25 protein-coding genes are annotated in these 26,942 nt (G+C 34.3%); all 25 read left to right on the plus strand.

All coding sequences use genetic code 11. From position 1 onward, the window contains the following. Positions 1 to 55 precede the first annotated feature (55 nt). Positions 56 to 2,146 (plus strand): HD family phosphohydrolase, encoded by a 2,091-nt coding sequence (locus STERM_RS09550; protein ID WP_012861393.1) that lies wholly within the window; start codon positions 56 to 58, stop codon positions 2,144 to 2,146. Beyond that, positions 2,139 to 2,597, plus strand: coding sequence for an rRNA maturation RNase YbeY (ybeY, locus tag STERM_RS09555; RefSeq protein ID WP_012861394.1), 459 nt, complete (start codon positions 2,139 to 2,141; stop codon positions 2,595 to 2,597). Before STERM_RS09550 ends, ybeY begins: the two co-directional genes overlap by 8 nt. 5 nt (positions 2,598 to 2,602) lie before the next feature. Next, a complete protein-coding gene (locus STERM_RS09560; RefSeq protein ID WP_012861395.1) occupies positions 2,603 to 3,391 on the plus strand; it encodes a diacylglycerol kinase in 789 nt (262 codons plus the stop codon). A 38-nt stretch (positions 3,392 to 3,429) separates the two neighbouring features. Then, positions 3,430 to 4,356 (plus strand): manganese-dependent inorganic pyrophosphatase, encoded by a 927-nt coding sequence (locus tag STERM_RS09565; protein ID WP_012861396.1) that lies wholly within the window; start codon positions 3,430 to 3,432, stop codon positions 4,354 to 4,356. Between the two features lie 223 nt (positions 4,357 to 4,579). Further along, positions 4,580 to 5,854 carry a hydroxymethylglutaryl-CoA reductase gene (locus STERM_RS09570; protein WP_012861397.1) on the plus strand — a complete coding sequence of 425 codons (1,275 nt, stop codon included), beginning with the start codon at positions 4,580 to 4,582 and terminating at the stop codon, positions 5,852 to 5,854. 3 nt (positions 5,855 to 5,857) lie between these two features. After that, positions 5,858 to 6,760: a UbiA family prenyltransferase gene (locus STERM_RS09575; protein ID WP_012861398.1), complete on the plus strand. Its 903-nt coding sequence runs from the start codon at positions 5,858 to 5,860 to the stop codon at positions 6,758 to 6,760. A 4-nt stretch (positions 6,761 to 6,764) separates the two neighbouring features. Then, positions 6,765 to 9,371: a PEP/pyruvate-binding domain-containing protein gene (locus tag STERM_RS09580; RefSeq protein ID WP_012861399.1), complete on the plus strand. Its 2,607-nt coding sequence runs from the start codon at positions 6,765 to 6,767 to the stop codon at positions 9,369 to 9,371. Further along, a complete protein-coding gene (locus STERM_RS09585; protein WP_012861400.1) occupies positions 9,371 to 10,471 on the plus strand; it encodes a BtaA family protein in 1,101 nt (366 codons plus the stop codon). Before STERM_RS09580 ends, STERM_RS09585 begins: the two co-directional genes overlap by 1 nt. Continuing rightward, positions 10,468 to 11,802: a diacylglycerol/polyprenol kinase family protein gene (locus tag STERM_RS21245; RefSeq protein ID WP_012861401.1), complete on the plus strand. Its 1,335-nt coding sequence runs from the start codon at positions 10,468 to 10,470 to the stop codon at positions 11,800 to 11,802. The genes STERM_RS09585 and STERM_RS21245 overlap by 4 nt, the downstream gene beginning before the upstream one ends. Positions 11,803 to 11,811: 9 nt before the next feature. Then, a complete protein-coding gene (locus STERM_RS09595) occupies positions 11,812 to 12,789 on the plus strand; it encodes a GNAT family N-acetyltransferase (RefSeq protein WP_012861402.1) in 978 nt (325 codons plus the stop codon). Beyond that, positions 12,786 to 14,363, plus strand: a complete 1,578-nt coding sequence (locus STERM_RS09600) for an AMP-binding protein (RefSeq protein WP_012861403.1) — start codon at positions 12,786 to 12,788, stop codon at positions 14,361 to 14,363. Before STERM_RS09595 ends, STERM_RS09600 begins: the two co-directional genes overlap by 4 nt. 14 nt (positions 14,364 to 14,377) lie before the next feature. Beyond that, a complete protein-coding gene (locus STERM_RS09605) occupies positions 14,378 to 15,220 on the plus strand; it encodes a fumarate hydratase (protein WP_012861404.1) in 843 nt (280 codons plus the stop codon). 44 nt (positions 15,221 to 15,264) lie between these two features. Then, the gene (locus tag STERM_RS09610) at positions 15,265 to 15,810 is read left to right on the plus strand and encodes a Fe-S-containing hydro-lyase (protein ID WP_012861405.1); all 546 of its coding nucleotides are present in this window, start codon (positions 15,265 to 15,267) and stop codon (positions 15,808 to 15,810) included. A 19-nt stretch (positions 15,811 to 15,829) separates the two neighbouring features. Further along, a complete protein-coding gene (locus STERM_RS09615; RefSeq protein WP_012861406.1) occupies positions 15,830 to 17,002 on the plus strand; it encodes an NAD(P)-dependent malic enzyme in 1,173 nt (390 codons plus the stop codon). A gap of 128 nt (positions 17,003 to 17,130) precedes the next feature. After that, positions 17,131 to 17,649 carry a WGR domain-containing protein gene (locus STERM_RS09620; RefSeq protein WP_012861407.1) on the plus strand — a complete coding sequence of 173 codons (519 nt, stop codon included), beginning with the start codon at positions 17,131 to 17,133 and terminating at the stop codon, positions 17,647 to 17,649. A 107-nt stretch (positions 17,650 to 17,756) separates the two neighbouring features. After that, positions 17,757 to 18,350 carry an ankyrin repeat domain-containing protein gene (locus STERM_RS09625; protein ID WP_115388843.1) on the plus strand — a complete coding sequence of 198 codons (594 nt, stop codon included), beginning with the start codon at positions 17,757 to 17,759 and terminating at the stop codon, positions 18,348 to 18,350. A 24-nt stretch (positions 18,351 to 18,374) separates the two neighbouring features. Then, the gene (locus STERM_RS09630; RefSeq protein WP_012861409.1) at positions 18,375 to 18,929 is read left to right on the plus strand and encodes a maltose acetyltransferase domain-containing protein; all 555 of its coding nucleotides are present in this window, start codon (positions 18,375 to 18,377) and stop codon (positions 18,927 to 18,929) included. Between the two features lie 259 nt (positions 18,930 to 19,188). Continuing rightward, positions 19,189 to 19,509, plus strand: coding sequence for a PTS sugar transporter subunit IIA (locus tag STERM_RS21695; RefSeq protein ID WP_244407278.1), 321 nt, complete (start codon positions 19,189 to 19,191; stop codon positions 19,507 to 19,509). 548 nt (positions 19,510 to 20,057) lie between these two features. After that, a complete protein-coding gene (locus tag STERM_RS09640; protein ID WP_012861410.1) occupies positions 20,058 to 20,954 on the plus strand; it encodes a hypothetical protein in 897 nt (298 codons plus the stop codon). Positions 20,955 to 21,378: 424 nt separating this feature from the next. Beyond that, positions 21,379 to 22,125 carry a MurR/RpiR family transcriptional regulator gene (locus STERM_RS09645; RefSeq protein WP_012861411.1) on the plus strand — a complete coding sequence of 249 codons (747 nt, stop codon included), beginning with the start codon at positions 21,379 to 21,381 and terminating at the stop codon, positions 22,123 to 22,125. Positions 22,126 to 22,362: 237 nt separating this feature from the next. Further along, positions 22,363 to 23,073 (plus strand): pirin family protein, encoded by a 711-nt coding sequence (locus tag STERM_RS09650; protein WP_012861412.1) that lies wholly within the window; start codon positions 22,363 to 22,365, stop codon positions 23,071 to 23,073. Between the two features lie 21 nt (positions 23,074 to 23,094). Further along, positions 23,095 to 23,298 carry a DUF896 domain-containing protein gene (locus STERM_RS09655; protein ID WP_012861413.1) on the plus strand — a complete coding sequence of 68 codons (204 nt, stop codon included), beginning with the start codon at positions 23,095 to 23,097 and terminating at the stop codon, positions 23,296 to 23,298. Between the two features lie 379 nt (positions 23,299 to 23,677). Next, positions 23,678 to 24,607 carry a 1-phosphofructokinase gene (gene pfkB, locus STERM_RS09660; RefSeq protein WP_370452849.1) on the plus strand — a complete coding sequence of 310 codons (930 nt, stop codon included), beginning with the start codon at positions 23,678 to 23,680 and terminating at the stop codon, positions 24,605 to 24,607. Between the two features lies 1 nt (position 24,608). After that, the gene (locus tag STERM_RS09665) at positions 24,609 to 26,003 is read left to right on the plus strand and encodes a PTS fructose transporter subunit IIC (RefSeq protein ID WP_012861415.1); all 1,395 of its coding nucleotides are present in this window, start codon (positions 24,609 to 24,611) and stop codon (positions 26,001 to 26,003) included. 78 nt (positions 26,004 to 26,081) lie between these two features. Further along, positions 26,082 to 26,933, plus strand: a complete 852-nt coding sequence (locus tag STERM_RS09670; protein WP_012861416.1) for a class II fructose-bisphosphate aldolase — start codon at positions 26,082 to 26,084, stop codon at positions 26,931 to 26,933. Positions 26,934 to 26,942 lie beyond the last annotated feature (9 nt).

Here is a 26,942-nt window from a genome sequence, read left to right on the forward strand (position 1 = left end):
TTGATATTGAAAGATAATAATTGTCTTAAAGTCATGATAGACAATAGGAGGAAAAATGAGACTAAATTTTTTTGGAAGAGAAGTAACTATAACAATAGATGATAAAAAGATAAATAAAAAAGGTGTAGTTTCCAGTTTTGTACTGAATAATAAATTCAGATACAGATTTCTTCTGCTAAGCAGCATGTTTCTCATATTTGGTATATTTATGGAAACAAAAAGGATAAATATCAGCTATCATATCGGGGATAAAGCAACAAAGGACGTAATAGCTTATAAGGATGTGGTATATTATAAAGATCTGCTGGATGAAAGCGTAAAAAACAGAATTATAGAAAATACGACTCCTGAATATGACAGAAATAAAGAAGTAGAAGACAACTCAGTTTCACAGTTGAATACATTTTTTGATTCCATAAACTGGTTTAAGCTTCAGCCCGAAATAGACAATGCCGAGCTAAAAAGCTTTATAGATCAGAATAAGCTGAATCTGAGCGTGGATGAATTAAGAACTATAATATTGAGAGACAGCAGCTCGTATATTCTTGCACTGGTAAATGATATGAGAAAAATTTATGCCGAGGGGATAGTAAAAAAAGGCGATTTTGATAAAATAGTTGCTTCAAAGGACTATAAGCTCGGGGCTGAAGAGAAAAAACTGTTAAAGAATTTCATGGTAATAAATATGAAGTTCAATCAGGAAAAAACAAAGGAAAAAATAGATAAAAATATAGAATCATTAAAAAATCAGGAAATGAAAATATATAAAGGCGACGTGATACTGAAAAAAGGTGATGTAATAACAGCAGATGCTTATGAAAAGCTGGAAAAGCTGAATATGGTAAAAGTAAGCGATAAGGCCAGAAAAAGTACCGGATTATTACTTTCATTCGTTATTTTATCTATGGTTTTGTATTATATTTTGAAAAAATATTCGAAAAAAATAATGGATTCAAAGGCATTTTATCCGAGTCTTATTACAGTAGCAATATTAAATCTGATATATCTGGCATTTTTTCAGGCGGGATTCCTTTTGTACCTTCTGCCTTTTGCAATTATACCTATAATTCTCTCTATTTTGGGAGACAGAGTATTCGCCATTACACTGTCGGTATTTAATCTGGTTCTTCTTACAAGAGATGAAACATGGTTTCTGATAACTCTTGGAGTAACAGTGGTAGCAATATATCAGGCTTCGGCTTTGGTAAACAGAAGCGAGTTCGTAAAGCTGGGAGTATTTCTCGGAGTATTTCAGGCGCTGCTTTCTGTGGCATACGGACTTGTAAATCAGTTTCCTATGACTATACTGGGGCTTTTGATTATACTGTCGGTTTTTTCCGGAATACTCACAGGAATGATATGTCTCGCCCTGCTGCCGTTTTTTGAGAACACCTTTGATATACTGACCAATATAAAGCTCCTTGAGCTGAGCGATTTTTCGCATCCTTTGCTGAGAAGTCTGCTGGTAAAAGCATCAGGAACATTTCACCATAGTATTATGGTGGGAGCACTTGCGGAAAGAGCTGCGGAGTCAGTGGGGGCAAATGCTACCTTTGCAAGGGTAGCGTCATATTATCATGATATAGGGAAAATGAAAAGACCGAATTTCTTTGTGGAAAACCAAAAAGGAAGGGAAAATCCGCATAATCATATAAAACCTACGCTGAGCGCGCTGATTATTATTTCGCACACCAAGGACGGCGTGGCTATGGGTAAAAAATATAATCTTCCAAAGGAAATTCTGGATATAATGGTGGAACACCACGGTACGACACTTGTGCAGTATTTTTATAACAAGGCTAAGGAAGAGGGCGAAGAGATAAGAGAACAGGATTTCAGATACAGCGGACCGAAGCCGAGAACAAAAGAATCTGCGATAATACTAATGGCTGATACAATAGAAGCAGCAGTAAGAGCTGCGGAAGATAAAACAAAGGAAAATGTAGAAAGTCTGGTAAGATATCTGATAAAATATAAGATAGAAGACGGACAGCTTTCAGCTGCGGATATAACTCTGAGAGAGATAGAAGTAATAATAAAGGCCTTTCTGGATGTGCTTCAGGGCGCTTATCACCAGAGAATACAATATCCTAAGGTAGGAGAAAATAAAAAATTAGTGGAAGACGAGGATTTTAAGCATGAGTAATATAGATATAACTTATGATATTTCGGATGTACAGGAATTTATGGATGAAGAGAAGATAAACGAGTTTGTGGATATGATCCTTGAATATGAAAAGCTGGAAAACACAGAAAATACATACGTATCATTTTTGATAACTACCAATGATGTAATACAGAATATTAACAGCGAATACAGGGGGAAGGATACTCCTACTGATGTTATTTCATTTGCTTATAACGAAACAGAAAATATCGGGCCTTTTGATATTCTCGGCGATATTATAATTTCCGCGGAAAAAGTGACGGAACAGGCGAAAGAATACGGGCACAGTACAGAAAGAGAATTTTACTATGTATTATGTCATGGAATGCTCCATCTGCTGGGGTATGATCATATTGACGATGAAGATAAAAAAGTAATGAGAGAGAAGGAAGAAGAGCTGTTAAAAGAAATTGGCTATGAGAGAGGCTGATCGCATTGAAAAAATTTAGATTTTTTAAAAAATATCAGGATTTGGACTGGGACATAAAAAAGGAAAGAGAAAGAGACCGAAAGATAATAGACAGCTTTAATTTCGCCATAGAGGGTACAATAGAAACGATAAGACATGAAAAACATATGAAAGTTCATGTTTTTGTATCTATTGTGATAATCACCATAGCGATACTGACTAATATCAGCAAACTGGAGTTGATGGTTCTGGCACTGACTATTTCCCTTGTTCTTATAACCGAGCTTATAAATACATCAGTAGAGGCAATAGTAGATCTAATATCCCCTGAAAGGCATGTTCTTGCCAAGCTGGCAAAGGACGTAGCTGCAGCCGGGGTTTTGATATCAGCAATAAATGCAATAATAGTAGGATATCTGATTTTTTATGACAGAATTCTGAATATATTCAATACCAATCTTCAGATGACCAGAATAGCAGCAAGAACCGGTAATATAGTAGCGATAACTTTGGGGCTTATATGTCTTATTGTTGTCACTCTTAAGGCATTCTGGGGAAAAGGAACACCGCTGGAAGGCGGAATGCCCAGCGGACACAGTGCTATTGCATTCTCTATTTTTGCGATGATTTTATTTCTTACGAGTGATATAAGAATATTGCTTCTCGGATTATTAATGGCACTTTTAGTGGCACAGAGCAGGGTAAAATCAAAAATACACAGTTTTAAAGAAGTATTTGTGGGAGGGGCAATAGGTTTTCTGACGACCTTTTTGATCTTTTCCATAATATCAGCATTTGGAGGCTTATATAATTAAAATAAGAATAGATAAATCAAAATTAGGAGGAAGAATTAATGTCAAAAGAAATATTGGTATTAGGACACAAAAACCCTGATACAGATAGTATATGTTCGGCAATAGCCTATTCGGCTTTAAAAAATAAAACAGGAGCTAATACAATACCTGTAAGGCTTGGGGAAATCAGTAAGGAAACTGAATATGTCCTGGAATATTTTAATATGGAAAAACCAAAATTACAGACAAATATAAGCGGAGAAAGCGTAATACTGGTAGATCATAATGAAAGAACACAAACAGCAGACGGTTTTGAGGAAGCAAAAATACTGGAGCTGGTAGACCATCACAGAATATCGAATTTTCATACAGATGAGCCGTTAAAGGTAAGAATGGATATAGTAGGATGTACATCTACACTGGTTTTCGAGCTGTATAAAGAAGCAGGACTCACTCCTGAAAAGAATATAGCGGGACTAATGCTGAGCGCTATAGTATCTGATACTCTTTTATTTAAGTCACCTACATGTACAGAAAGAGATGTAAAGGCCGCAGAGGAGCTGGCTGTTATATCTGAAACAAATCTTGAAAAATATGGTCTGGACATGCTTATAGCAGGGACAAATCTTGATGATAAAACTAATGAAGAGCTTCTTAATATGGATATGAAAGTATTTGAGATTGATTCTCTTAAACTGGCTGTTGCACAGGTAAGTACTGTGGATATTGAAAAGCTGCTTACAAAAAAAGCAGAACTGGAAAAATCAATAGATGATTTTATTTCAAAAGAAAAGCTTGATATATTCATGTTTGTAATTACTGATATACTGAATAATAACTCTGTTGCATTAGCAGCTGGTAAGAGAGCAGATATTGCAGAAAAAGCTTTTGAACAGACTATGAATAATGGAATTCTTACACTGAACGGTGTAGTCTCAAGAAAAAAACAGATTATTCCGCCGTTAACTAAAGCAGTACAAAATTAATAAATAAGGAAAATAAAATATGTCTTTGAGACAGCGGTTTTATTTTCCTTTTTTTTATCCTTGGCAGAATGTTTTATTAAGATACTGACACTTTTCCTGATAATCCCATAAAGACGGAGGACAGGATTTGGCAATAATAGAGAAATTTTCTTTGTTATGTGGTATAATTAGTGAAATATAATTAAGAAATTAAGTACTTTATGAAGAGAAAAGGTGATTATTTATGGGAATAGGAAAACTGAATTTTAAGAATACGGTAAGTAATGTTTTCAAAAAATTTACTTTTGAAGAAATAGAGAAAAGATTAAGCAAAAAAGACGGAATAAAATATGAGGATATAAAATTCGGATATGATTCGGGCAGCTTTGCCGAAAGACTGAAGCTCCTGAACCTTACAGAGGATCAGGAAAAAATAATTACAGGCGGGAACAGCACCGAGGATCTTGAAACGTACGGATTAAGTATAGAAAATTATATTGGGACAGCCAAGATACCTGTAGGAGTGGCAGGACCTATAATTATAAACGGGAGCTATGCTCAGGGGAAATTTTATGTTCCCATGGCAACGACTGAAGCTGCAATGCTTGCTTCATATACCAGAGGAAGTCAGTTGATATCTGAGGTCGGCGGGTGCAGTGCATTTGTTCTGAGCGAGGGAGTATCAAGATGTCCGTGTTTTTTATTTAAAAATATGCTTGAAGTAGGAAAATTTCTGTTATGGCTTAGCGAGAACGAAGAAGAGGTAGTAAGTCATGCAGAAAGTACATCCAGATATGCAAGAGTAAGGGATATGAATGTTACAGTGGAAGGAAACAGAGTATATCTGAATATTATTTATACTACCGGAGATGCATCCGGACAAAATATGGTAACCATAGCCACTGAAAAGGCGTGTGAATTCATAGAAAAAAACAGCGTGATAAAACCGGAAAAATGGTATATAGAAGCGAATATGTCCGGGGATAAAAAGGCTTCCTCCCAGTCATTTCAGAGTGTACGCGGGAAAAAAGTAGTGTGCGAGGTAATAATTCCGAAGGAGCTTTTGAAAAAGAGATTAAATGTAACAGCAAGAGAGATGGAAAAATTTTATCAGGTAACGCAAAACGGAGGGATACAAAGCGGGGTATTTGGAAATCAGGGACACTATGCCAATGCTCTTGCGGGAATATATATTGCCTGCGGGCAGGATGCAGCATGTGTATCAGAGTCTTCTGTGGGACTTACCAGATTTGAGGCACTTGAAGATGAAAGTCTGTATGCTTCGGTTACACTGCCTAATCTTATGGTGGGTACAGTAGGAGGAGGTACAGGTCTTCCTACACAAAAAATTTATCTTGAAGTTCTCGGGGCTTATGGAACCGGGAATGCCAATAAATTTGCCGAGATAGTAGCAGGAATGTGTCTGGCGGGAGAATTGTCAATATCTGCTGCAATATGTTCAAATAATTTTACCAGAGCCCATAAAATTTTTTCAAGAATAAGGAATAAAAAGGGGTAATGAATGACATTAAAAACATTGTACATATATCAGAGGGAAAGATTTCCCGTATTGAAAAACGGACTTTTGATATTAATTCTTTCTGTATCAACTTTATGTTTTACGAGGGTACTTCGGAATAATTACGAATTTCCTTCATTAGAGGAAGCTGTCATTGTATTTGTTATTATGTTTATATTTTTCTTACAGCTGAGAATAGCCGATGAATTTAAGGATTTTGAGGAGGATATGAAATACAGGGCGTACAGACCTGTTCCCAGAGGGCTTGTCAGCCTGAAAGAACTGAGAAATATGGGAATAGCAGGATTTTTTATTCAGCTGGCACTTATTTTGCTTTTTAATAAAGATGTGCTGATAATATTTTTTATAGTTTATCTGTATATTTTATTAATGACAAAAGAATTTTTTGTTCCCGAATGGCTGAATAAACATCAGGCAGTGTACATGATATCACATATGATAATAATGCTGTTATTTCATTTATTTATTATTATTTATCAGCTCGGGGTATTTCCGGGAAAAGACAGTCAGCTATATATTGTTTTATATCTGATTATTGGTTTTTTGAATGGAATGTCTGCTGAAATAGGAAGAAAGATAAGAGCTCCCGAGGACGAAGAGAACGGAGTAGTGACTTACAGTAAAATATGGGGAATTAATAATTCTGTATTCATATTTGTTTTTATTCAGATTTTGAGTTTTGTTTTATGCCTGATTACAGCTGTAAAAACTGATTCACTGTTTCTGACAGCAGTAATTTTGGGATTTTTGGTTATTTTAACAGTGATAAAGGCATCTGGATTTATAAAAATCAGTAAAAACGGGAAAATATTCGAAATACTTTCAGGAGTATGGATATTGGCTGTATATTTAGTTCTGGGAATAATTCCGTTGATAAAGGGGTAAAAATATGAAGGAATATATCATAAACAGGGAAAATTATCATAATTTCAGAAATACCGGCGGAAAGGTCAAGGGTCTTTATGAGCTTGGAAAACAGGGGTTTTTAGTTCCTGAATGGTTTGGGATAAGTCCGGATATTTTTTATGATAATATTATGGAAGATATCTCTTCTTCTAATGATAAAAATGAAATAATAAAGCTGATAGAAGAATTTTCGTTCAGAGAAGACAGCAGCATGATTCAGGAAGCCGTGAAAAAACTGGGAACAGCAGATTATTATGCAGTAAGATCATCTGCGCGGGCTGAGGATTCTGAAAAATTTTCTTTTGCCGGTCAGCTCGACAGCTTTTTATATGTAAAAAAAGAAGATATTGAATTTTATATAAAAAAAGTATGGAAGTCTATGTTTTCAGATCATATATATGAATATGCAAAAAATAATAATATAGATATAAAATATGAACTTCCCTTTGTAATTATACAGCGGATGATAGATTCCGAATCAGCAGGCGTAGCCTTCAGCAAAAATCCCGTAAACGGAAATGATGAAGCTGTTATCAGTGCTGTATACGGTCTTGGTTCCAGTCTGGTAAACGGGGAAGTGTCAGGTGATACATATGTTGTAAATACGGAAACCGGAAAAATACTGGAAAAGCAGATAAATGACAAGGAAATTATGCATATTTTAGATAAAGAGTATGGTTTCGGCATTGTAACAGCAGCAGTAAATACTAAAATCAGAAATTTTCAGGTTCTGAAAGACGAGGATATAATAAAAATAGCAGAAACTGTAAAAGAAGCTGAAGAAAAATCAGGCTCTCCAAGAGACATAGAATGGGGAATCGAAAAAGGAAAAATTTATATATTACAGTCAAGACCTGTTACAGCACTTGAAAAAAATCTTAAAAAAGAAAGAGAGGTCATATGGGATAACAGTAATATCGTAGAAAGCTACAGTAATATTACTCTCCCTTTGACGTTTTCCTTTGTAAGAAGTGTTTATTCCAAGGTTTATGAACAGTTTTCACTATTAATGGGTGTGGATAAAAAAACAATAAGAAATTATCTGCCTGTGTTTAACTGTATGCTGGGTTATCTAAACAGCAGAATTTACTATAATCTTTTAAACTGGTACAGACTTCTAGTCTTATTCCCCGGATTTAAGGCAAACAGAAAGTTTATGGAGCAGATGATGGGAGTAAAGGAAGAGCTCCCCGAAGAAGTGGAAAAAAGTATAAAGGATAGCGGAAACATAGGACGTTTTTTAAGCAGAATAACATTAGCAAAGACCTTTTTAGGGTTTGGAATAAATTTTCTTTTGATAGATATAAAAGTGAGAAAATTCAAAAATCTTTTGAATAATACTCTTGAAAACAGAAATACAGAGGAAATGTCGGAATACGAGCTGTATAATTATTATACAGAGCTTGAAAATAAACTTTTATATAACTGGCAGACACCGATTTTAAATGATTTTTATACGATGATATCATTCGGAATACTGAAAAACAAAATACAAAAATATAAGCTGGATACTGAAGACGGCATTCTTCATAATGAATTAATAGTACACGAAGCTGAAATAATAAGTGTAGAACCGTCAAAATATATTGAAAAAATGGCTGAGATCGTGAGAAGTGAGGGAATAATAAAGGATATTCAGGATATAAAGAGCTTTGAAAAAAGTATTTTTGAAAATGAAAAATTCAGAGTGATTTTTGATGAGTATATGGAGAAGTTCGGAGACAGAAGTATCGCAGAGCTGAAGCTGGAATCACCGACACTCTATGAAAATCCAGAACTGCTGCTAAAAACTGTTTTTGAAACTGCCAAAAGTGAAAAAAGAGTTAGAAATGACAGCTTTACAGATTTGAAAAATAAAGAAAAAGAGGTGTTCCAGAAGCTTGACGGGAAATTTATAAAAAAGTACAGATTTAAAAAAGCACTAAGACTTGCCAGAAAGCATACCGCACTGCGTGAAAATCTGAGATATGAAAGAACAAGAGTGTATGGCAGAGTAAGAAGGATTTTTCTGAGAATGGGAGAATTATTTGAAGAAAAAAATATAATTGAAACTAAAAGGGATATATTTTATCTGGAGAAAGATGAGATATTTGCCCTGATAAACGGGACTTCTGTCTATCCTGACCTGAAAAAAACAGTGGATCTCAGAAAAGAAAAAATTGAGAAGGATAAGCAAAAGGAAAGTCTTCCTGACAGATTAAAAACATTTGGTGTGCTGAGCAGCGACTTTGAATATATTTCTCTTGATAAAGATGAGAATATCAATGCGGAAATGAGAAAGGGGACAGGCTGCTGTAAGGGAATAGTAAGAGGAAAGGTACAGGTAGTAAGAAATCCTAATGAAACTGTAATAGAAAAAGACTGTATAATAGTAGCGCATTCCACTGATCCCGGATGGGTAATGGTATTTCCGCTTGCTAAAGGGCTTATAGTGGAGAAGGGAAGCCTGCTTTCACACAGTGCAATTGTGGCAAGAGAGCTGGGAATTCCGGCAGTGGTTGCTGTAAATAAAGTTACCGAGTGGCTGAAAGACGGTGATACTGTGGAATTGGACGGCAGCACAGGAGTAATAAGGAAACTGGAGGTATAATGGAGAGTGAAGTCAGCGAAAAAGTGGATTTTTCTATAATAAGGTATGCACAATGCTGGGAAGATCCCGAAATCTTACTTGAAGCTCTGGATATAAAAGAGGGAGACATATGTATATCTATAGCTTCTGCCGGAGAAAACAGCTTTGCGATGTTAACTGAAAATCCCGGCAAGGTAATAGGAATTGATCTGAATCTCGTACAGCTCAGACTTGTGGAATTAAAAAAAGCTGCATTTTTATCTCTTGAATATAAAGAAATGCTGGAATTTCTGGGATTTAGGGAAAGTAAAAAAAGAACAGAGTATTACAGGTTACTAAAGAACAGCCTTTCATCAGAGACAGCGGAATACTGGGATAAAAATTTTGATTTGATAAAAGCAGGAGTTATAAATACAGGAAGATTTGATAACTTTTTTCAGATTTTCAGAAAGAAAGTGCTGTGTTTTATACATGGTAAAAAAACAGTAGCGGAACTTCTGACTAAAAAAAGTAAAGAGGAAAGACATGAATTTTATGAAAAAAAGTGGAATAATATCAGATGGAGAATTTTATTCAAAATATTTTTTTCAAAGTATACAGTGGGAAAGCTTGGAAGAGACCCCAGACTTTTTGATTATGCAGGCTGTACAAGTCTGTCCGGTCTGATGCTGAAAAAAACAAAATATGCCTTTACAGAGCTTGATGTGTCAGAGAATCCTTATATAGAATATATTCTTACCGGGAAATATACAAAAAATCTTCCCTTTTCCATGAGAGAGGAAAATTTTTATAAAATAAGAGATAATCTAAACAAGCTGGAATTACATAATGTAAGTATAGAAGAGTATTTGGAAACGTCAGATGAAATTATAGATAAATTTAATCTTAGTGATATATTTGAGTATATTTCCAGTGAAAAATATAAAGAGCTTCTGAAAAAAATATATGAATTTTCTTCAAATAATGCAATACTGGCATACTGGAATATGATAGTGCCCAGAAGCAGACCTGAAGAACTGGGGGATAAAATTATTCCGCTTACAGAAACTGCTAAAAGTCTCCATGTCAAAGATAAAACATTCTTTTACTCAGACTTTGTGGTGGAAAGGATAGTAAAATGAAAATACTGATATTTATTCTGATAATTTTTTTACTTTACGGACTGCTCTTTTTGGTTATTGACAAACTTGAAAAAAAGGGTCGGGTAGATTCTGAACTGACGAGAAAGCTTCTTCATATAGGTTCGGGGCTTATAGCACTACTGTTTCCTTTGCTTTTTAAGTCACTTACCGGAGTGGTGTATCTGGGAATATTTTTTATTATACTGCTTTTGATACTGAGAAATATGGAAAAATTCAGCGGTGGGATCGGAAAGGCACTCAGAAAAGATGAAAGGCAGTCGAGGGGAGATATATATTTCATAGCAAGCATAGTAATACTCTGGGTTTTTTCATATTCAAACAGAATATTATACTATATACCGCTTCTTATACTTATCTTTCCTGATGCACTGGCAGCTCTTGGAGGAATGAAATTCGGAAAAATAAAATATAAATCTGTTGTTGGTGAAAAATCCGTAGAGGGTTCGGCTATATTTTTTATTGTAACATTAGTAATAACACTGGGTTCGCTTCTTCTTTTTACAAAAACAGGACTTGGATTATCTATGATAATTTCACTGCTGATGGCATTTTTATCTATGATTCTGGAAGCAATATCCTGGAGAGGACTGGATAATATATTTGTTCCGGTATTAAGCTTTTTTATTCTGAAAAGCTCAATGGAGTCTGATATTTTTACTACAGGAATAAACCTTCTTGTTACAATAATTTTATTTTTAATAGTTATTTTCGGGAAAAAGTATGCTTCTTTATCAGATGATGCGGCACTTACAGGAGCATTTTACTGTTATTTTGTATGGATTACAGGCGGGATAAAATGGACTGCGGCAACTTTTTTTCTTTATGTTTTGTACAGAGCAGTTACGATAAAGCCGGATTTTGACAAAAAAGAACCTTATAATTTTGCTACAATGCTTATTATATGTCTGCCGGCACTTTTCTGGCTTATTGTATACAGAATAACAAATATAGAGGATATTTTCTATGTGTATCTTACGGTTATTTCATCACATCTTTCGATAATAGGAACAGCAAGGATGAGATATACACATCCGGAAATTGATTTTAAGAGGGTGGTTTTGATAAACAGTCTTATAGGAATATCCTATCTGACAATATTTATGAATATTTTCTCGGAAGGATCAGAGAAAATAATCTGGATTTTCTGTATAATTGCAGTTTGTTTGGCAGCATTTATATTTAATATTTTACAGTCTGAAAGAAAAGATTATACACTGAATAAATATAGTCTTATAAAACATCTGCTTACAGTATTTATATGTTCATTTATAGTTTTAATACCAATATGGGGAAAATATTTTTTTAAATAAGGTGGTTATATGAAGATAAATATTATTTCAGAAACTGAGTTGGAAAAATTCTGTGATTTTGAAAATTTTATTTTGGATAAGGAAAATGTGAAAAAATGCGGGGCCTTGGAAAGTGTAATTGTAGAAGAAGAGGGAGCTGTTCTGGCAAGAGCTTCATTATGGAATGCGGAAAATAGAATACAGAATAAAAAAACAGGTTATATAGGACATTTTGCCGCTAAAGACAAGGAAGCAGGATTATTCTTAACAGGATATATAAAGGAAAAAGCAAAGGAATACGGGCTGGAATATCTCGCAGGACCTTTGGACGGAAATACATGGAAGCAATACAGATTTATGGTAGAGGATAATAAAAATCCTTTCTTTCTGGAGCCGTATAATCCTCTGGAATGGCCGGAGATATTCGCAGAGTCGGGATATGAAGTAATAGGGGAGTATTATTCCGTAAAGGTAACAGAGCCTGAAAAAAAATTCAGGGTATCAGAGCGTATTAAAAAAGTAAGATTTTATTCTGATTTGATAATAAAAAAAGCTGATAAAGAGAATTTCGGCAAATATATAAATGAAATATATGATATATCTGTAAAATCATTCAGAAATAATTTTTTATATTCTGAAATAAGCAGAACGGATTTTTTATCTTTATATTTAAAAATAAAAGATATCATAGATTTTGATTTTATATTTATGGTTTATAAAAATAATAAACCTATAGGTTTTGCATTTGGTATTCCAGATTATAACGAGGGATTATATAAAAACAAAATAGAAACCGTAATTTTGAAAACACTCGCAGTAAATCCCGAATATCATAATTTCGGACTGGGAGCAGTATTATTGGAAGAATTCCATAAAACTGCCGTAGATAAGGGATATAAGAATATAATTCATGCACTGATTCATCAAAGCAACATGTCTGGTAAAATATCAGAAAAATATGGTGAAATTATGAGAAAGTACCATTTGTACGGGATGGTGACAGCATGAATATATCTGATATCCTAAAAGAATTAGCAGTAAAAATACCTAATAAAACTGCTGTTATAGATACTAAAACTTCATCAAGAATTTCATTTAATTATCTGGAAAAAAATTCATCAAAAATAGCTAATATGTTTAAAAAGGCAGGTCTTCAGGAAGGGGACGGAGTTCTGATATTTGTTCCGATGTCTGTAGAGTTATATTCTATACTGGCAGCAGTATTTAAAATGAAGCTTGTAGCAGTATTTATTGATCCTTATGCAGATTCAAAACATATAAAAAACTGCTGCCAGATATACACTTCAAAGGCTCTTATAATTTCAGGGAAAAAAGCAGGGCTTCTCTGCTATATGAACAGTGAAATAAGAAAAATACCTAATAAATATATAATTAACGGAAAAATGCCGGGATTTAGAAAATTTTCCGAATATGAAGATCAGTCCTTTGACTTTGCATGTACTGAAACAGCTCCTGACACAAAAGCACTTGTTACATTTACGAGCGGGAGTACGGGAAAACCCAAGGGACTTGTAAGAACACACGGCTTTCTTGCCGCCCAGCAGAAGGTACTGGAAAAAAGTCTGGAAATATCTGAAAACAGCAAGGTTTTGACGGCATTCCCCGTGTTCATATTATCAAATATGTACAGCGGGCTGACAAGTATAATTCCGAATACAGACCTGAGAAAAATAGGGGAGACTGACGGTGGTACTATCAGCGGTCAGATAATGTCTGAAAGTATAGATACAATACTTGCGCCGCCTTCATTTTTTGATAATCTGGTTGAGATTCATAAAAATACAGGAAGAAGCATACACAGCATAAAAAAAATTATTACAGGAGGAGTACCGGTATTTCCTGAAATTATGGAAAATTTGAAAAAATCATTTCCTTATGCAGAAATAAAAGTAGTTTACGGCTCATCAGAGGCTGAACCAATGTCAGAATTATGCTATAATGAATTAAATGAAAATGATATACAAAAAATGAAAAACGGAAACGGACTTCTTGCCGGAACGATTGTTGAAGATATAAATTTGAAAATAATAGAAAACGATCAGAAGCTGAGTCAGGGAGATCAGATAAAAATGCTGGAGCAGGGGGAAAAAGGAGAAATTATCGTATCAGGCGGACATGTACTGGATACTTATCTGGAGGCTGAAGAAAATAGTAAGATAAAAATAACAGCTGATAATGAGAATTGGCATAGAACAGGAGATCTGGGCTATATAGATGCTTCAGGAAGACTCTGGCTTTTGGGGAGAGCAAAAGCGGAAATCTCCAGAGGCAGTGAAAAAATATATCCTTTTTCCATAGAGACAATGCTTTCTTTTGAAAAAGATATAAAAAGAACGGCAATTATAAGTAAAAAAGGGAAGATACTTCTGTTTATAGAGATTTTTTATACAGAGGATAAAGAAAAACAGCTTCAGATTCAGGATAAGCTGGAAGAAAAAATAAAAGAATTGAAAATTACTGTAGATAAAGTAATTTTTGCTGATAAAATTCCGGTGGATAAAAGGCATAATGGTAAAATAGACTACGGCAGTCTGGAAAGATTATCCGAAAAATATATATAGAAGGCGGAAAAGAAATGAAAGAAATTAATTTAGAAAAAGTAATATCAGAAGTAGAGAGATTATGCACAGAGTCAAATTATTTTCTTGACGAGAAAATAATGGACAGACTGAAAAAAGCTTTTGATACAGAAGTTTCGGATACAGGAAAAAATATTCTCGGGCAGATAATAGAAAATGACGAAATCGCCGGGGAAGAGCAGGTTCCAATGTGTCAGGATACGGGACTTACAGTTGTTTTTCTGGAAATTGGTACAGAGGTAAAGATAAGCGGAGATATTTACGAAGCAGTAAATGAAGGAGTAAGAAGAGGATATAAAAACGGGTATCTGAGAAAATCCATGGTAAAGCATCCTCTTGACAGGATTAATACTAAGGATAATACACCGGCAGTAATACATACCAAATTAATTCCCGGTTCTGATAAGCTGAAAATTATTGTAGCACCAAAAGGCGGAGGCAGTGAGAATATGAGCATGGTAAAAATGTTAAAGCCGTCTGATGGTGCAGAGGGTGTAAAGAAAGCTGTGCTGGATGCAGTACTTAATGCAGGGGGAAATCCATGTCCGCCGATAATAGTAGGAATTGGTCTCGGCGGCAGTTTTGAAAAGGCGGCAATACTGGCTAAAGAAGCTCTGCTAAGGGAAATAGACGATGAAAGCGACAATCCTGCGGACAGGGAACTGGAAAAAGATCTGCTGGAGTTGATAAATAAAACCGGAATAGGGCCTATGGGGCTTGGCGGAAAAAATACGGCACTTGCTGTCAAGGTAAATTCATATCCGTGTCATATAGCTTCTCTGCCGCTTGCCGTAAATATAAACTGTCATTCTGCAAGGCATAAGGAAACAGAATTATAACGGAATAGTCTTTAATATATTTTATATGAAACCAAGGAGAAAAAATGAATATAGAAACCCCTTTGAAAAAAGAAGATATAGAAAAATTAAAAGCCGGTGATATAGTAAAAATTTCCGGAATAATTTATACTGCAAGAGATGCAGCACATAAAAAAATGTGTGAACTGCTGGAAAAAAAACAAGAGCTTCCTTTTGATCCGGAAGGAGCGGTCATTTATTATGTAGGACCTTCCCCCGAGAAGCCCGGACAGGTCATAGGAAGTGCCGGTCCTACGACCAGCGGGAGAATGGATGCCTATACACCGTTACTTCTTTCGGCAGGAATAAAGGGAATGATAGGTAAAGGGATAAGATCCGATAAAGTCAGGGAATCTATAGTAAAAAATAAAGCGGTATATTTTGCGGCAACCGGAGGTGCAGCAGCTTTGATATCACGGTCGGTAATAAGCTCGAGAGTCGTAGCCTATGAAGAATTAGGGACAGAAGCGGTCAGAGAACTGACAGTAAAAGATTTACCGGTTATTGTAATTAATGATATATACGGAAATGATCTTTATACAGAGGGACAGAAAAAATATAAAGAAGAATAGAAATGAAAAGGAGAGGAAAATGTCTGTATTTGACGAGTCACTTAAATTGCACGAAAAAAACAAAGGGAAAATAGAGGTAATATCAAAGGTAAAGGTGGAAAACATGGAGGATCTGAGTCTGGCTTATTCTCCCGGAGTAGCTGAGCCGTGTAAAAGAATAGCTGAAAATAAAGAAAATGTCTATAAATATACATCAAAGGGAAATATGATAGCAGTGGTGACCGACGGCTCTGCTGTACTGGGACTGGGAAATATCGGTCCTGAAGCGGCACTTCCAGTGATGGAGGGAAAAGCGATTTTATTTAAGGAATTTGCCGGAGTGGATGCTTTTCCTATATGTCTTGATACACAAGATACGGAAGAAATAATAAGAACAGTAAAGCTCCTTGCACCGGGACTCGGAGGTATAAATCTTGAGGATATATCTGCACCGAGATGTATAGAAATAGAAAGCAGATTAAAAAAAGAATTGGATATTCCCGTTTTTCATGATGATCAGCATGGTACGGCAATAGTAGTAACTGCCGGTCTTATAAATGCATACAGGTTTCTGGGGAAAAATCTTAAAGATGCAAGAGTAGTAGTTAACGGAGCAGGAGCAGCAGGGAGTTCCATCTGTAAAATGATAAAGGAGCTTGGTGTAAGTGATATTATTGCAGTGGATAAAACCGGAATATTAAACCGGGATGATATCAAAGACTATAACGAGCTTCACAAAGAACTGGCAGAAATAACAAATATAAATAATAAAAAAGGAACACTTAGTGACGCCCTTGAAGGATCAGATATATTTATAGGCGTATCAGCAGGAAATATACTAAAAAAAGATATGGTAAAGAAAATGAATAAAGATGCAGTGATTTTTGCCATGGCAAATCCTGTGCCTGAAATAATGCCCGAGGATGCACTGGAAGCAGGAGCAGTTATAGTGGGAACAGGAAGATCGGACTATCCTAATCAGATAAATAATGTTCTGGCATTTCCGGGACTTTTTAAAGGCGCACTTGAGGCTAAATCAAAAAAAATTACAGAAGATATGAAAATAGAGGCTGCAAAAGCTATAGCATATATTTTGAATGATGACGATCTAAAAAAAGATTATATAATTCCTGATGTCTTTGATAAAAGAGTAGTAGAGAGCGTGGCCGAAGCAGTAAAAAAAGTCGCTGTAAGCAGCGGTATATGCAGATAGTAAGAATTTTTGTTAAATTTGACCTGTAATGTCAGCAGACTCATTTTAATATATTTTTATTTGTTGAAATATATATAAAGTAAGGTAAAACAGTGTAAAATTATAATTTTAAATAAGGAGGACTGATTATGTCAAAAGAAGAAACTAAACTATATCTTGATGATGAGGAAACAGGACTTTCCAGAGAAACAAGCCATCCGAATTTCACAGAGCATTTCAGCGAAGAATTTTATTATGATTGTGTGGATGATGAGTCGCCGTTTGGAAATGATAATGGTGCGGATACTCTTTACGAACTTGAGGATTTATTTAAAAGCGGGGATTATGAAGGTAAAATACTCGGGCTTCCTAAAAAAATAGTATCAGTTGTATGGGATTTTCATTATTTGGAGCCTGATAATTTCAGCAAGAAAAAATTAGCTGATCTTATAGAAGAAGATGAATTTTCTCTGATTGCTACAGATCAGGTAATAATTGCCGTGGCATTAGGCGAAATAAAAATTACCGGAAAAATAGAACCTAAATTAAAAGAATTGGCGCTGAAGGCAATGAAACGTCAGAAAATAGTCTTTGAACTGCTGGGCTATGAAGGAAGCGGTACTTATGATAAAATTATGTCTGACTTAGAAAGTTTTGAAAATAAATGATAACAGAGAAAAAAATGACAGGAAAAATATTTTTGTCAGTGATATTAATTCTGACTGCAGGAGTAATATATCAGTGCAGTATGGGGAAAAGCAGGGAGGCTTCCGGTATGAAAACAGAAATTATCAATGCAGTAAAGAGAAATGATTATAATAAAGCTAAAGAACTTTTGGAAAAAGAAGCGGATGTTAATGTAAAAGATGAAAGGGACAGAACACTTCTTATGATTGCAGTGTATAATAACAATTATGAAATTTCTAAGCTGCTTATAGAAAACGGTGCTGATATCAATGAACAGGATGATATGAAAAATAATCCGTTTCTTTATTCAGGAGCTGAGGGACAGCTGGAAATTCTAAAGCTTCTGACAAAAGCCGGCGCAGACACAAAAATTACCAACAGATACGGCGGAGTAGCTTTGATTCCTGCGTCTGAACGCGGACATACGGAAACTGTAAAGTATCTCCTTGAAAATACAGATATAGATGTAAATCATATAAATAATCTGGGATGGACAGCACTTTTGGAAGCTATTATACTCGGAAACGGCGGGAAAGAACACATAGAAATCACAGACTTGCTTTTGAAGCACGGAGCTGATCCCAATATAGCCGACAGGAATGGTGTAACTCCTCTTATGCATGCAAAAGAGAAGGAATATAAAGAAATAGAAACATTGCTTATAAATGCCGGGGCAAAATAATAAAAAACAGGGAGAATATCTTTTATGAAAAGTGAAAAAGAAAAAATGTTAGACGGAGAAATTTATAATGCTTATGATGATGAGCTGGTAAAGGGAAGGATAGAAGCCAGAAAATCAATAAGGGAATTTAATGATATATGTGAAGATGAGCCTGAAAAGAGAGAAGAAAAAATCAGGGGAATTTTTGGAAAAGCCGGAAAAAATACCTATGTAGAGTCACATTTTAAATGTGATTACGGATATAATATAAGTGTCGGTGATAATTTTTATGCTAATTTTGACTGTGTATTCCTTGATGTTTGCCGGATAGAAATAGGAGATAATTGTTTTCTGGCACCGGGTGTTCATATTTATACAGCAGCTCATCCGCTTGATGCAGCAGAAAGAAGCTCGGGGATAGAGTTTGCCAAGCCGGTAAAAATAGGAGATAATGTATGGATAGGCGGAAGATCTGTAATAAATCCCGGAGTAACAATAGGAAATAATGTAGTAGTAGCATCAGGTTCTGTAGTAGTAAAGGATATTCCGGATAATGTACTTGTGGGGGGCTGTCCTGCGAAAATAATAAAAAAAATCTAGTTATCATGAAAGATCAGTATGGAAAAGAAAAAATCCCTGAAAGTTTAACCGGACTTCAGGGATTTTTCATTTATTTCACCGTGATAACTTTAAAAAAGTTATCAATAATAATCTCTTTGGTATATTGTGCAAGTATTGATTTGAGGTACTGGTAAAGCTGGCAGAGCTCATACAAAATGACAAAAAACTAAACTGCATATGGAAAGAAAAAGAGCTGGAGAATTGTCAAAAGTGTAATTTCTGTCATACGGAGGGATTCATAGCAGCATTAAAGGAAAGAGAGGAAAGTTATCCCACTTCTGTAGGTTATTCATTTGCAATTCCGCATGGAAAATGTAACTCGGTGTCGGAATCAGGAATTGCTTTTGCGAGACTTACAAATGAAATAGAATGGGATGAAGATGAAGAAGTAAAATATGTTTTTATGATAGCTGTTTCGGAAGAAAATGCTTCAAATGAACATTTGGAAATTTTGATAAAGCTTTCAAAATCTATTTTAGATGATGAATTCAGAGAAAAATTAGAGAAAACAAACTCAAAGTCAGATATTTTAGAAATCCTGAATAGATATACCGCTTAAGAAAAACGAGGCTGAGCAGCTAAAGCAGTCTCGTTTTTTCATTTTGCATAGCAGCAGGTCATTCAATACTATTTAACCTGAATAATAAAATTTAGTCTAACATCTTATTTTATTTATCGGAACATAGTTCTGAAATATATATAAATGTAAGAAAATCAAGAATAACAGCAGATATTCAGATACTAAAAATAAGTTTTTTAATTAAATAACTATAAAGTTTTTTATTGACAGAGAAAGTAAAAAGTACTATAATTAATTATGTGAATACGGTTCCGATACCGTTTTTAAAGAGAAAATCTTTCATAAATCACTTTTTTTTAAATAATCATTTTTTGGAGATTATTATTATTTATATAAATTAACATATTATTATCGGAACTATGTTCCAAGGTGATATTAGAATTTATAATCGGTCAAATCACACCTGATATTGGAACAATAATATTGAAATGACAGTTATAAATTTGTCAGAAAAACAGTAAAAGGGCTGGTATATTACAGAGTGAAGGATTTTATGTTTTAAAATAAAATACCGGAAGGTGGTCGATATGGCAACAAATAAGAAAAAAAGTAATTTAGCAGTAAGTATTTCCGCAGATACTGAAAAAAACAGCGGAAATAAAAAAAAGACACAGATAAAAGCTGACTCAGGAAAAAAAAGAAGGACTAAAACTGCGAAAAGAAAAAAAAGAGGTTATATAGAATATGATAAAGAGATACTTTTAGATTTGATAAAGGAGAAAATAGAGACCGGAGAACTAAAATATATATCTAAAATAGGAACCCTGAAGGGAATGCCCAGTTACAGATATATAAAAAAGCTGTGGACTATTGAGGAGCTGAATGATATATTTGGTATTAAACTGAAGGTGTACTCATATACTAACGGTAAGATAATAAAGGAGTATTACAGAATAAAGGAAAAATATGACGTAATAACTTCCGATATAATGAAAAAAGAAACTGGTATATGTATAGACTCTATAAGAAGCCGTTTTGGGAGCTGGAATAAATTCTTGATTTTTCTTGGAGAACAGCCTGTAAGAAAATTAAAAAGGGTAAACCATACAAATGAAGAATTGATAAAATTGTATAAAGAAATATCATTGAAAACCGGAAAAGAAATATACGGGGCTACTTTTTCAGACCTGAAAGAAAACGGATTCCCATATTCAAGATCAGTATTATCCAGCAGATTTACCGATATGAATAATCTGAGAAAGTTAGCAGGCTTTGAGATAAAAACCGAAAGAATAACAAAATATTCAAAACAAAAATTAACAAATATGCTGTTTGTTAATTACAAAAAATACGGAAGAAGATTAACACAGACAGAAATCAAGGAGGATAAAAACCTACCGAATCCTTCTATAATTTTTAACTATTTCCAGACTACAGAGATAACAAAAGTATGGAATGAGGTTTTAGAAAAAACTAAGCTGTAAAACTAAAATGAAAAGTTACCTATTATTTAAATAAAAAAAAGAAATTCTCAGATATTTTAAAAATGAAATATCTGAGAATTTTTATAATTAAAGACTCAAAATACAGTGTAGAAAATCATGTGTAATGTAATTAAAAGTGTCAGCGATCTTTATCTGTAAGAAATCAAGAATCAGTTTAAAATGTTTTTTCTTTTGAAATAAACATTTACAGAGAAATATGAAATAAAAACTAATAAAAAAATAATATGGAAATTAGTGAATATAATTCGAATATATGATAAAATATATATATAACCGATGTTTTGTCAGAATAATATTTTCAAATCTAATTGTTCAATACTGAACAAAACAACAGAAATATCTATTTAAGCAGTAAAAGCAGCAATAATTCACATAGTCAGATTTTTATGGAGAGAGGAAGAATATGATAATTCAACTGAATGACAAAATTAAATCGAAGCTTACCAGCTCCGAAGAGCAGGTAATAAAGTATATTAATGAAAATGATAATAAACTGGTTGATATGTCAATAGTAGATATAGCCGAGGAAACATTTACCTCTCCCGCCACAGTTTCAAGGGCAATAAAAAAATGCGGGGTTAACGGCTTTATGGAACTTAGATATAATTTATCCAAAAGGAAGGAAGAAATAAACAGTTCCAAGGATATAAATGAAATTTTCAGCAAATCACTTATAGAAACAAGACAGACACTGGAAAACATTTCTGTTAACCAGATATTGGAAATAATTGAACTGATACAAAAAAGCAAAAAAATAATAGTAATAGCAAGAGGACTCAGTGAACTCGTAGCTACAGAATTTTCTTTAAAGCTGGAATTAATGGATTTTAACGTATTTAATATATCAGATCCTAATATCATGAAAAAATTCAGCAGGGAAGCAAATAAAGATCATCTTTATATAGCATTTACACTAAAAGGAGAAGATCAGGATATTCTTACCACGATAAAAAATGCCCATTTAAGAGATGCAAATGTAGTAGCATGCTCCTGCGGCAGCAATAAAGAATTGAGAAAATATTCAGATCATATAATACTGGGCTATAAACACTCTAATATCTCGATAAAAAAGTTTGAGGTGACCTCAAGACTTCCTTTATTTGTGATTTCAAGAGTTATTCTTGATTATCTGGTAATGAATTCAATGTAATAAAAATACTAATAAATGAAAACGGAGTTTCTAAATTTTAGACTCCGTTTCTAATTTTGAATTTTTCAGGAGTGGTAAATTACAAGGAAAGCATTGAAAACATTGATTTTTTGGGATATTTTTATAAATACTTGACATTGTCACTAATTAGTGATATAATCATTTTGTAAAGTAAATTAAAGGATATATTTTTTTGAAACTATATCACTAATTAGTAATAAATGGGAGATGATTTAGATGTTAAGAAGATTACCAGTAGAAAAAATGGGAGAATCAAATTTAGGATGGTTAAGAAGTAAATTTCACTTTTCATTTGCTGAATATTATAATGAGAAAAATATTAATTTTGGTGTATTAAGAGTAATAAACGATGATTATATAGCTCCGGGAACTGGTTTCCCGACACATCCGCACAGGGATATGGAAATAATATCATATGTGATAGAGGGAAAACTGACTCATAAGGACAGTATGGGTAACGAATCTACTCTTGAAAGAGGAGAAGTACAGTATATGAGCGCAGGAACAGGAGTTACACATTCAGAGTATAATAAACATGCGGAGGATACAAGAATTCTACAGATATGGGTTCTTCCGGACAGAAAAGGACATACTCCTAATTATGGCGAGTATAAGTTCAAATATGAAGACAGAATAGGAAAATGGCTGCACTTTGTATCGTCAAAAGAAGGAGATGCCCCGATAAAAGTCAATCAGGATGTTAATTTCTATGTTACTGAAATTGAAGCAGGAAAAGAAATGGAATTTGAGGTAAAAGAGGGTCGTCAGGCGTATGTAGTGCAGATAGAAGGAAAGTCGGAAATAAATTCTACAGCTATGAATCCGAGAGACGGATTGGAAACAATAGGGGAAAGCTTAAAAATAGCTGCACTGGAAAAATCGCATATTCTTGTGATAGAAATGAAAGAAAGAGAAGATTTAAAATAAATATATGAAAAGAGGAAAAAGATGGAAATGATGAATATAATAACTGAAATAAACCGTTATACAAGTATTTCAAGAGAAAGAGAATTAACAAATACAGAAAAAAATGAAAGAAATACATACAGAAAACTTTACTTGAAAAAATTCAGGGAAAATTTCAGAAATCATCTTAATAATATAAAAGTAGTATATGTAGATGAAAATGGTAATGAAATAAATGCAAACTAAAAAAATCACCGGAATAAATGAAAATATTCCGGTGTTTATTTTTCAAAATACAGAAAAATATATTGAAATAAAAAAATAAGAATATTAAATTTGAGAAAGAAAAAATTTTATATTTTATATGGTCTGACAAAATGAAATGTAGTTTAATTATTTTGGAATAAGGAAAAATAATAAAAGTCGGTTTTTTTATATCAGGTTTTAAAAAAAATATACAACAGATAATTATAAAAATGTAATTTCAGTGAAAATATTTTCAGCAAAAAAATATTGCATATTCTGTGCTAAGAGGAATATAACATCAGCTTATATATAATTTTGGAAAGATTTTCATGAAATAATATGGTATATATAATATTAGAAAGAATCTAAAAAATTTGAGGTGAGAAACTTGATTTACACATTAACAACCAATCCAGCTATAGATATGAACATAAATACAAAAACTTTAAAGCCCTCACATGTTAACAGAACGGACGAAGTAGTTTATACTCCTAACGGTAAGGGGATAAATGTCTCGTTTGTACTTAGACATTACGGAATTGAAAGTAAAATTTTAGGTTTTTTTGGCGGATTTTCCGGACATTACATCGTAGATGAGATAAGAAAGAGAGACTATGTAATAGAGCCTGTATGGATAGATGACGAAATTACAAGAATCAATATTTTTATCAACAGTAACGGTGAAGAATATAAACTTGTCAATAAGGGAGGTAATGTAAATTCTGAAAAGCAGCAGGAGCTTTTGGATATGATAAAATCAAAAGACGACTGTACGCATTTATCTATAAGCGGAAGTCTTCCTGCAGGAATTGATGAATCATATTATCACGAAATATTGAAGATTTGTAAGGAAAAAGGTATAGAGATTATTCTGGACATAAGTTCAAAAGAATTGAAGGAGCTTTTGAAATATGAGCCTTTACTTATAAAGCCGAATGATGATGAAATAAAGGAAGTGTTCGGCATGGAAATTACAGATGAAAACAGCGTAAAGGAAGTAATGAAACATCTTCACGGGCTTGGAGCCAAAAACGTTCTTATGACAATGGGAGCAAAAGGTCTTTATTTCTCGAATAAAGAAAAAATATGGTTCTGTGATGCGCCAAAAATTACACTTTTAAGTTCAGCATGTTCGGGTGATTCTTGTCTGGCGGCTTTCTTAAGTGAATGGCTTATGGGAAAAGATATCGAATATGCATTAAAAAAAGCTTCTGCTACAGGAGCAAATGTTGCCGAATCTATGGCAATCGGAGATTTGAAAAAAGTAGACAAATACATTGAGAGTTTAAATATCAAGGAGGTAAAGTAAAATGGGAAAAATTCTAGCAGTAACAGGATGCCCGACAGGGATAGCACATACTTTTATGGCTGAAGAAGCATTAAAAAAGGCAGCCGCTGAGTTAGGCGTAGATATAAAGGTGGAAACTAACGGTGCGGTTGGAGTAGCCAATGAGCTTACAGAAGAGGATATCAGAGATGCAGATGGAATTATAGTAGCCTCTGATAAAGATGCAAGAACTTATAGATTTGCAGGGAAAAGAGTAATAGAGGTTCCGGTAGCTGACGGAATTCGAAGACCAAAAGAGCTTATCGAGCAGATACTGGCCGGCGGAGGTACTGTAAAAGCGGGCGGAGCTGTAAAAGCTGAAGCAGCAAGTACGGGAGCAGGACAGGAATCGATAGGAAGAACAATTTATAAGCACCTTATGAATGGTGTTTCAAATATGCTGCCATTTGTAGTAGCAGGCGGAGTTTTAATAGCAGTATCGTTTTTATGGGGAATTTATTCGGCTGACCCTGCAAGTGACCAATACAATAATATAGCAGCGGCTCTGAAAAGAATCGGAGGAGTTTCTTTCTCAATGATGGTACCGGTATTTGCAGCATTTATAGCATCGTCTATTTCAAGCAGACCGGGAATGGTAGCAGGATTCGTAGGAGGACTTCTGGCAAATGAAACTGGGGCAGGATTCCTTGGAGGTATCATAGCAGGTTTCTTTGCAGGATATTTAGTATTATATCTGGTAAAAGCATTGTCAGGATTACCAAGACAGTTTGAAGGATTAAAGTCAATTTTCATTCTTCCTATATTAGGTGTTCTTTTGACAGGGGCATTAATGCTTCTTCTTGGAGGGCCGGTAGCAGCTATTAATGAATCAATGATGAATTTTCTGGCTAATCTTCAGTCAGCTAACCCGATATTGCTGGGAATAGTAATCGGATGTATGTCGGCATTTGACTTCGGAGGACCGGTTAATAAAGCAGCATATGTAACAGGAACAATCTTACTTGGACAGGGAAACTACTACTTTATGGCAGGGGTATCAGCAGCATGTATTACACCGCCGTTAGTAATTGCACTGGCTACAACAATTTTCAGAAACAGATTTACTGAAGATGAAAAAGCAGCAGGATTAGTTAACTATGTATTGGGAGCTACACATATAACAGAGGGAGCAATACCATTTGCAGCTGAAAGACCGCTTGTAAATATACCTATACTTATGATGGCATCTTCTATATCGGCAGTACTTTCTTATCTGATGAAAATACAAGTACCTGCACCGCATGGTGGATTCTTAATACTTCCGATAGTTACAAGAGGATATTTATGGGTAATTGCGATCTTAATAGGATCATTAATCGGGGCAGTAGTTTATGGATTATCAAGAAAACCTATACCGGCAGCTGAAGCAGCAAAATAATAATATAAATTAAACCATGTTACACGCAAGAAACTTTTAGAATAGATAATATATTTAATTACAGAACAGGAGAAAAGAATGTTAATATCTGGAAAACTGGGATTAAGAAATGCTCTGGAAAATAATTATGCCCTGCCGGCTTTTAATTATACCAACCTTGAAGGAATTAAGGCAATTATAGAGGCGGCTGAGGAAATGAACTCTCCGGTAATAATTCAGGTAACACAGGGAGCTATAGATTATGCGGGATTTGAATATTTGAGAGATTTGGGAACAGGAGCCGCAGCCAGAAGCAAGGTACCGGTGGTTTTACATCTGGATCACGGAAAAGATTACAACTATCTGTTAAAAGCTTTTAGATACGGATGGACATCACTTATGATGGATGCCTCTCATGAAAGCTTTGAAAATAATGTGAACATAGTAAAAGAAGTAGTAAAAATGGCCTCTCCTCTGGATGTAGCAGTAGAAGCAGAGCTTGGAGTAATAGGCGGAAAAGAAGACGACCTTGAGGTAGATGAAGCAATTTATACAGAAGTAAATGAAGCTATAGAATTCGCAAAGCAGTCAAACTGTGATTCACTGGCTATTGCAGTAGGAACCGCACATGGTATCTATAAAGGTGAAGTAAAGATAAATTATGACAGAATAGAAGAAATAAAAAAGGCTTCGGGTATTCCGCTGGTTTTACACGGCTCATCGGGTGTTCCTGATGAAATGGTAACCAAGGCAGTAAAGAGCGGTATTAATAAAGTAAACTTTGATACAGAATTAAAGCTTGCCAATCTTGCAGCATTAAATAAATTTCTCACAGAAAATCCAGGAGTATATGATGTGAGAAAGATATATAAGCCATGTATAGAAGCTATGAAGGAAGTAGTAAAAGCTAAAATAAGAGCCTGCGGTTCAGAAAATAAATCATGGATTTAAGGAGTGGAC

It is taken from the genome of Sebaldella termitidis ATCC 33386, from assembly GCF_000024405.1.
Classification (GTDB): domain Bacteria; phylum Fusobacteriota; class Fusobacteriia; order Fusobacteriales; family Leptotrichiaceae; genus Sebaldella; species Sebaldella termitidis.

Excerpts from the sequence above, each read along its gene's own strand:
- STERM_RS09550 (WP_012861393.1), top strand. The coding sequence starts at position 56 with ATGAGACTAAATTTTTTTGGAAGAGAAGTAACTATAACAATAGATGAT.
- ybeY (WP_012861394.1), top strand. The coding sequence starts at position 2,139 with ATGAGTAATATAGATATAACTTATGATATTTCGGATGTACAGGAATTT.
- STERM_RS09565 (WP_012861396.1), top strand. The coding sequence starts at position 3,430 with ATGTCAAAAGAAATATTGGTATTAGGACACAAAAACCCTGATACAGAT.
- STERM_RS09570 (WP_012861397.1), top strand. The coding sequence starts at position 4,580 with ATGGGAATAGGAAAACTGAATTTTAAGAATACGGTAAGTAATGTTTTC.
- STERM_RS09575 (WP_012861398.1), top strand. The coding sequence starts at position 5,858 with ATGACATTAAAAACATTGTACATATATCAGAGGGAAAGATTTCCCGTA.
- STERM_RS09580 (WP_012861399.1), top strand. The coding sequence starts at position 6,765 with ATGAAGGAATATATCATAAACAGGGAAAATTATCATAATTTCAGAAAT.
- STERM_RS09585 (WP_012861400.1), top strand. The coding sequence starts at position 9,371 with ATGGAGAGTGAAGTCAGCGAAAAAGTGGATTTTTCTATAATAAGGTAT.
- STERM_RS21245 (WP_012861401.1), top strand. The coding sequence starts at position 10,468 with ATGAAAATACTGATATTTATTCTGATAATTTTTTTACTTTACGGACTG.
- STERM_RS09595 (WP_012861402.1), top strand. The coding sequence starts at position 11,812 with ATGAAGATAAATATTATTTCAGAAACTGAGTTGGAAAAATTCTGTGAT.
- STERM_RS09600 (WP_012861403.1), top strand. The coding sequence starts at position 12,786 with ATGAATATATCTGATATCCTAAAAGAATTAGCAGTAAAAATACCTAAT.
- STERM_RS09605 (WP_012861404.1), top strand. The coding sequence starts at position 14,378 with ATGAAAGAAATTAATTTAGAAAAAGTAATATCAGAAGTAGAGAGATTA.
- STERM_RS09610 (WP_012861405.1), top strand. The coding sequence starts at position 15,265 with ATGAATATAGAAACCCCTTTGAAAAAAGAAGATATAGAAAAATTAAAA.
- STERM_RS09615 (WP_012861406.1), top strand. The coding sequence starts at position 15,830 with ATGTCTGTATTTGACGAGTCACTTAAATTGCACGAAAAAAACAAAGGG.
- STERM_RS09620 (WP_012861407.1), top strand. The coding sequence starts at position 17,131 with ATGTCAAAAGAAGAAACTAAACTATATCTTGATGATGAGGAAACAGGA.
- STERM_RS09625 (WP_115388843.1), top strand. The coding sequence starts at position 17,757 with ATGAAAACAGAAATTATCAATGCAGTAAAGAGAAATGATTATAATAAA.
- STERM_RS09630 (WP_012861409.1), top strand. The coding sequence starts at position 18,375 with ATGAAAAGTGAAAAAGAAAAAATGTTAGACGGAGAAATTTATAATGCT.
- STERM_RS09640 (WP_012861410.1), top strand. The coding sequence starts at position 20,058 with ATGGCAACAAATAAGAAAAAAAGTAATTTAGCAGTAAGTATTTCCGCA.
- STERM_RS09645 (WP_012861411.1), top strand. The coding sequence starts at position 21,379 with ATGATAATTCAACTGAATGACAAAATTAAATCGAAGCTTACCAGCTCC.
- STERM_RS09650 (WP_012861412.1), top strand. The coding sequence starts at position 22,363 with ATGTTAAGAAGATTACCAGTAGAAAAAATGGGAGAATCAAATTTAGGA.
- STERM_RS09655 (WP_012861413.1), top strand. The coding sequence starts at position 23,095 with ATGGAAATGATGAATATAATAACTGAAATAAACCGTTATACAAGTATT.
- STERM_RS09665 (WP_012861415.1), top strand. The coding sequence starts at position 24,609 with ATGGGAAAAATTCTAGCAGTAACAGGATGCCCGACAGGGATAGCACAT.
- STERM_RS09670 (WP_012861416.1), top strand. The coding sequence starts at position 26,082 with ATGTTAATATCTGGAAAACTGGGATTAAGAAATGCTCTGGAAAATAAT.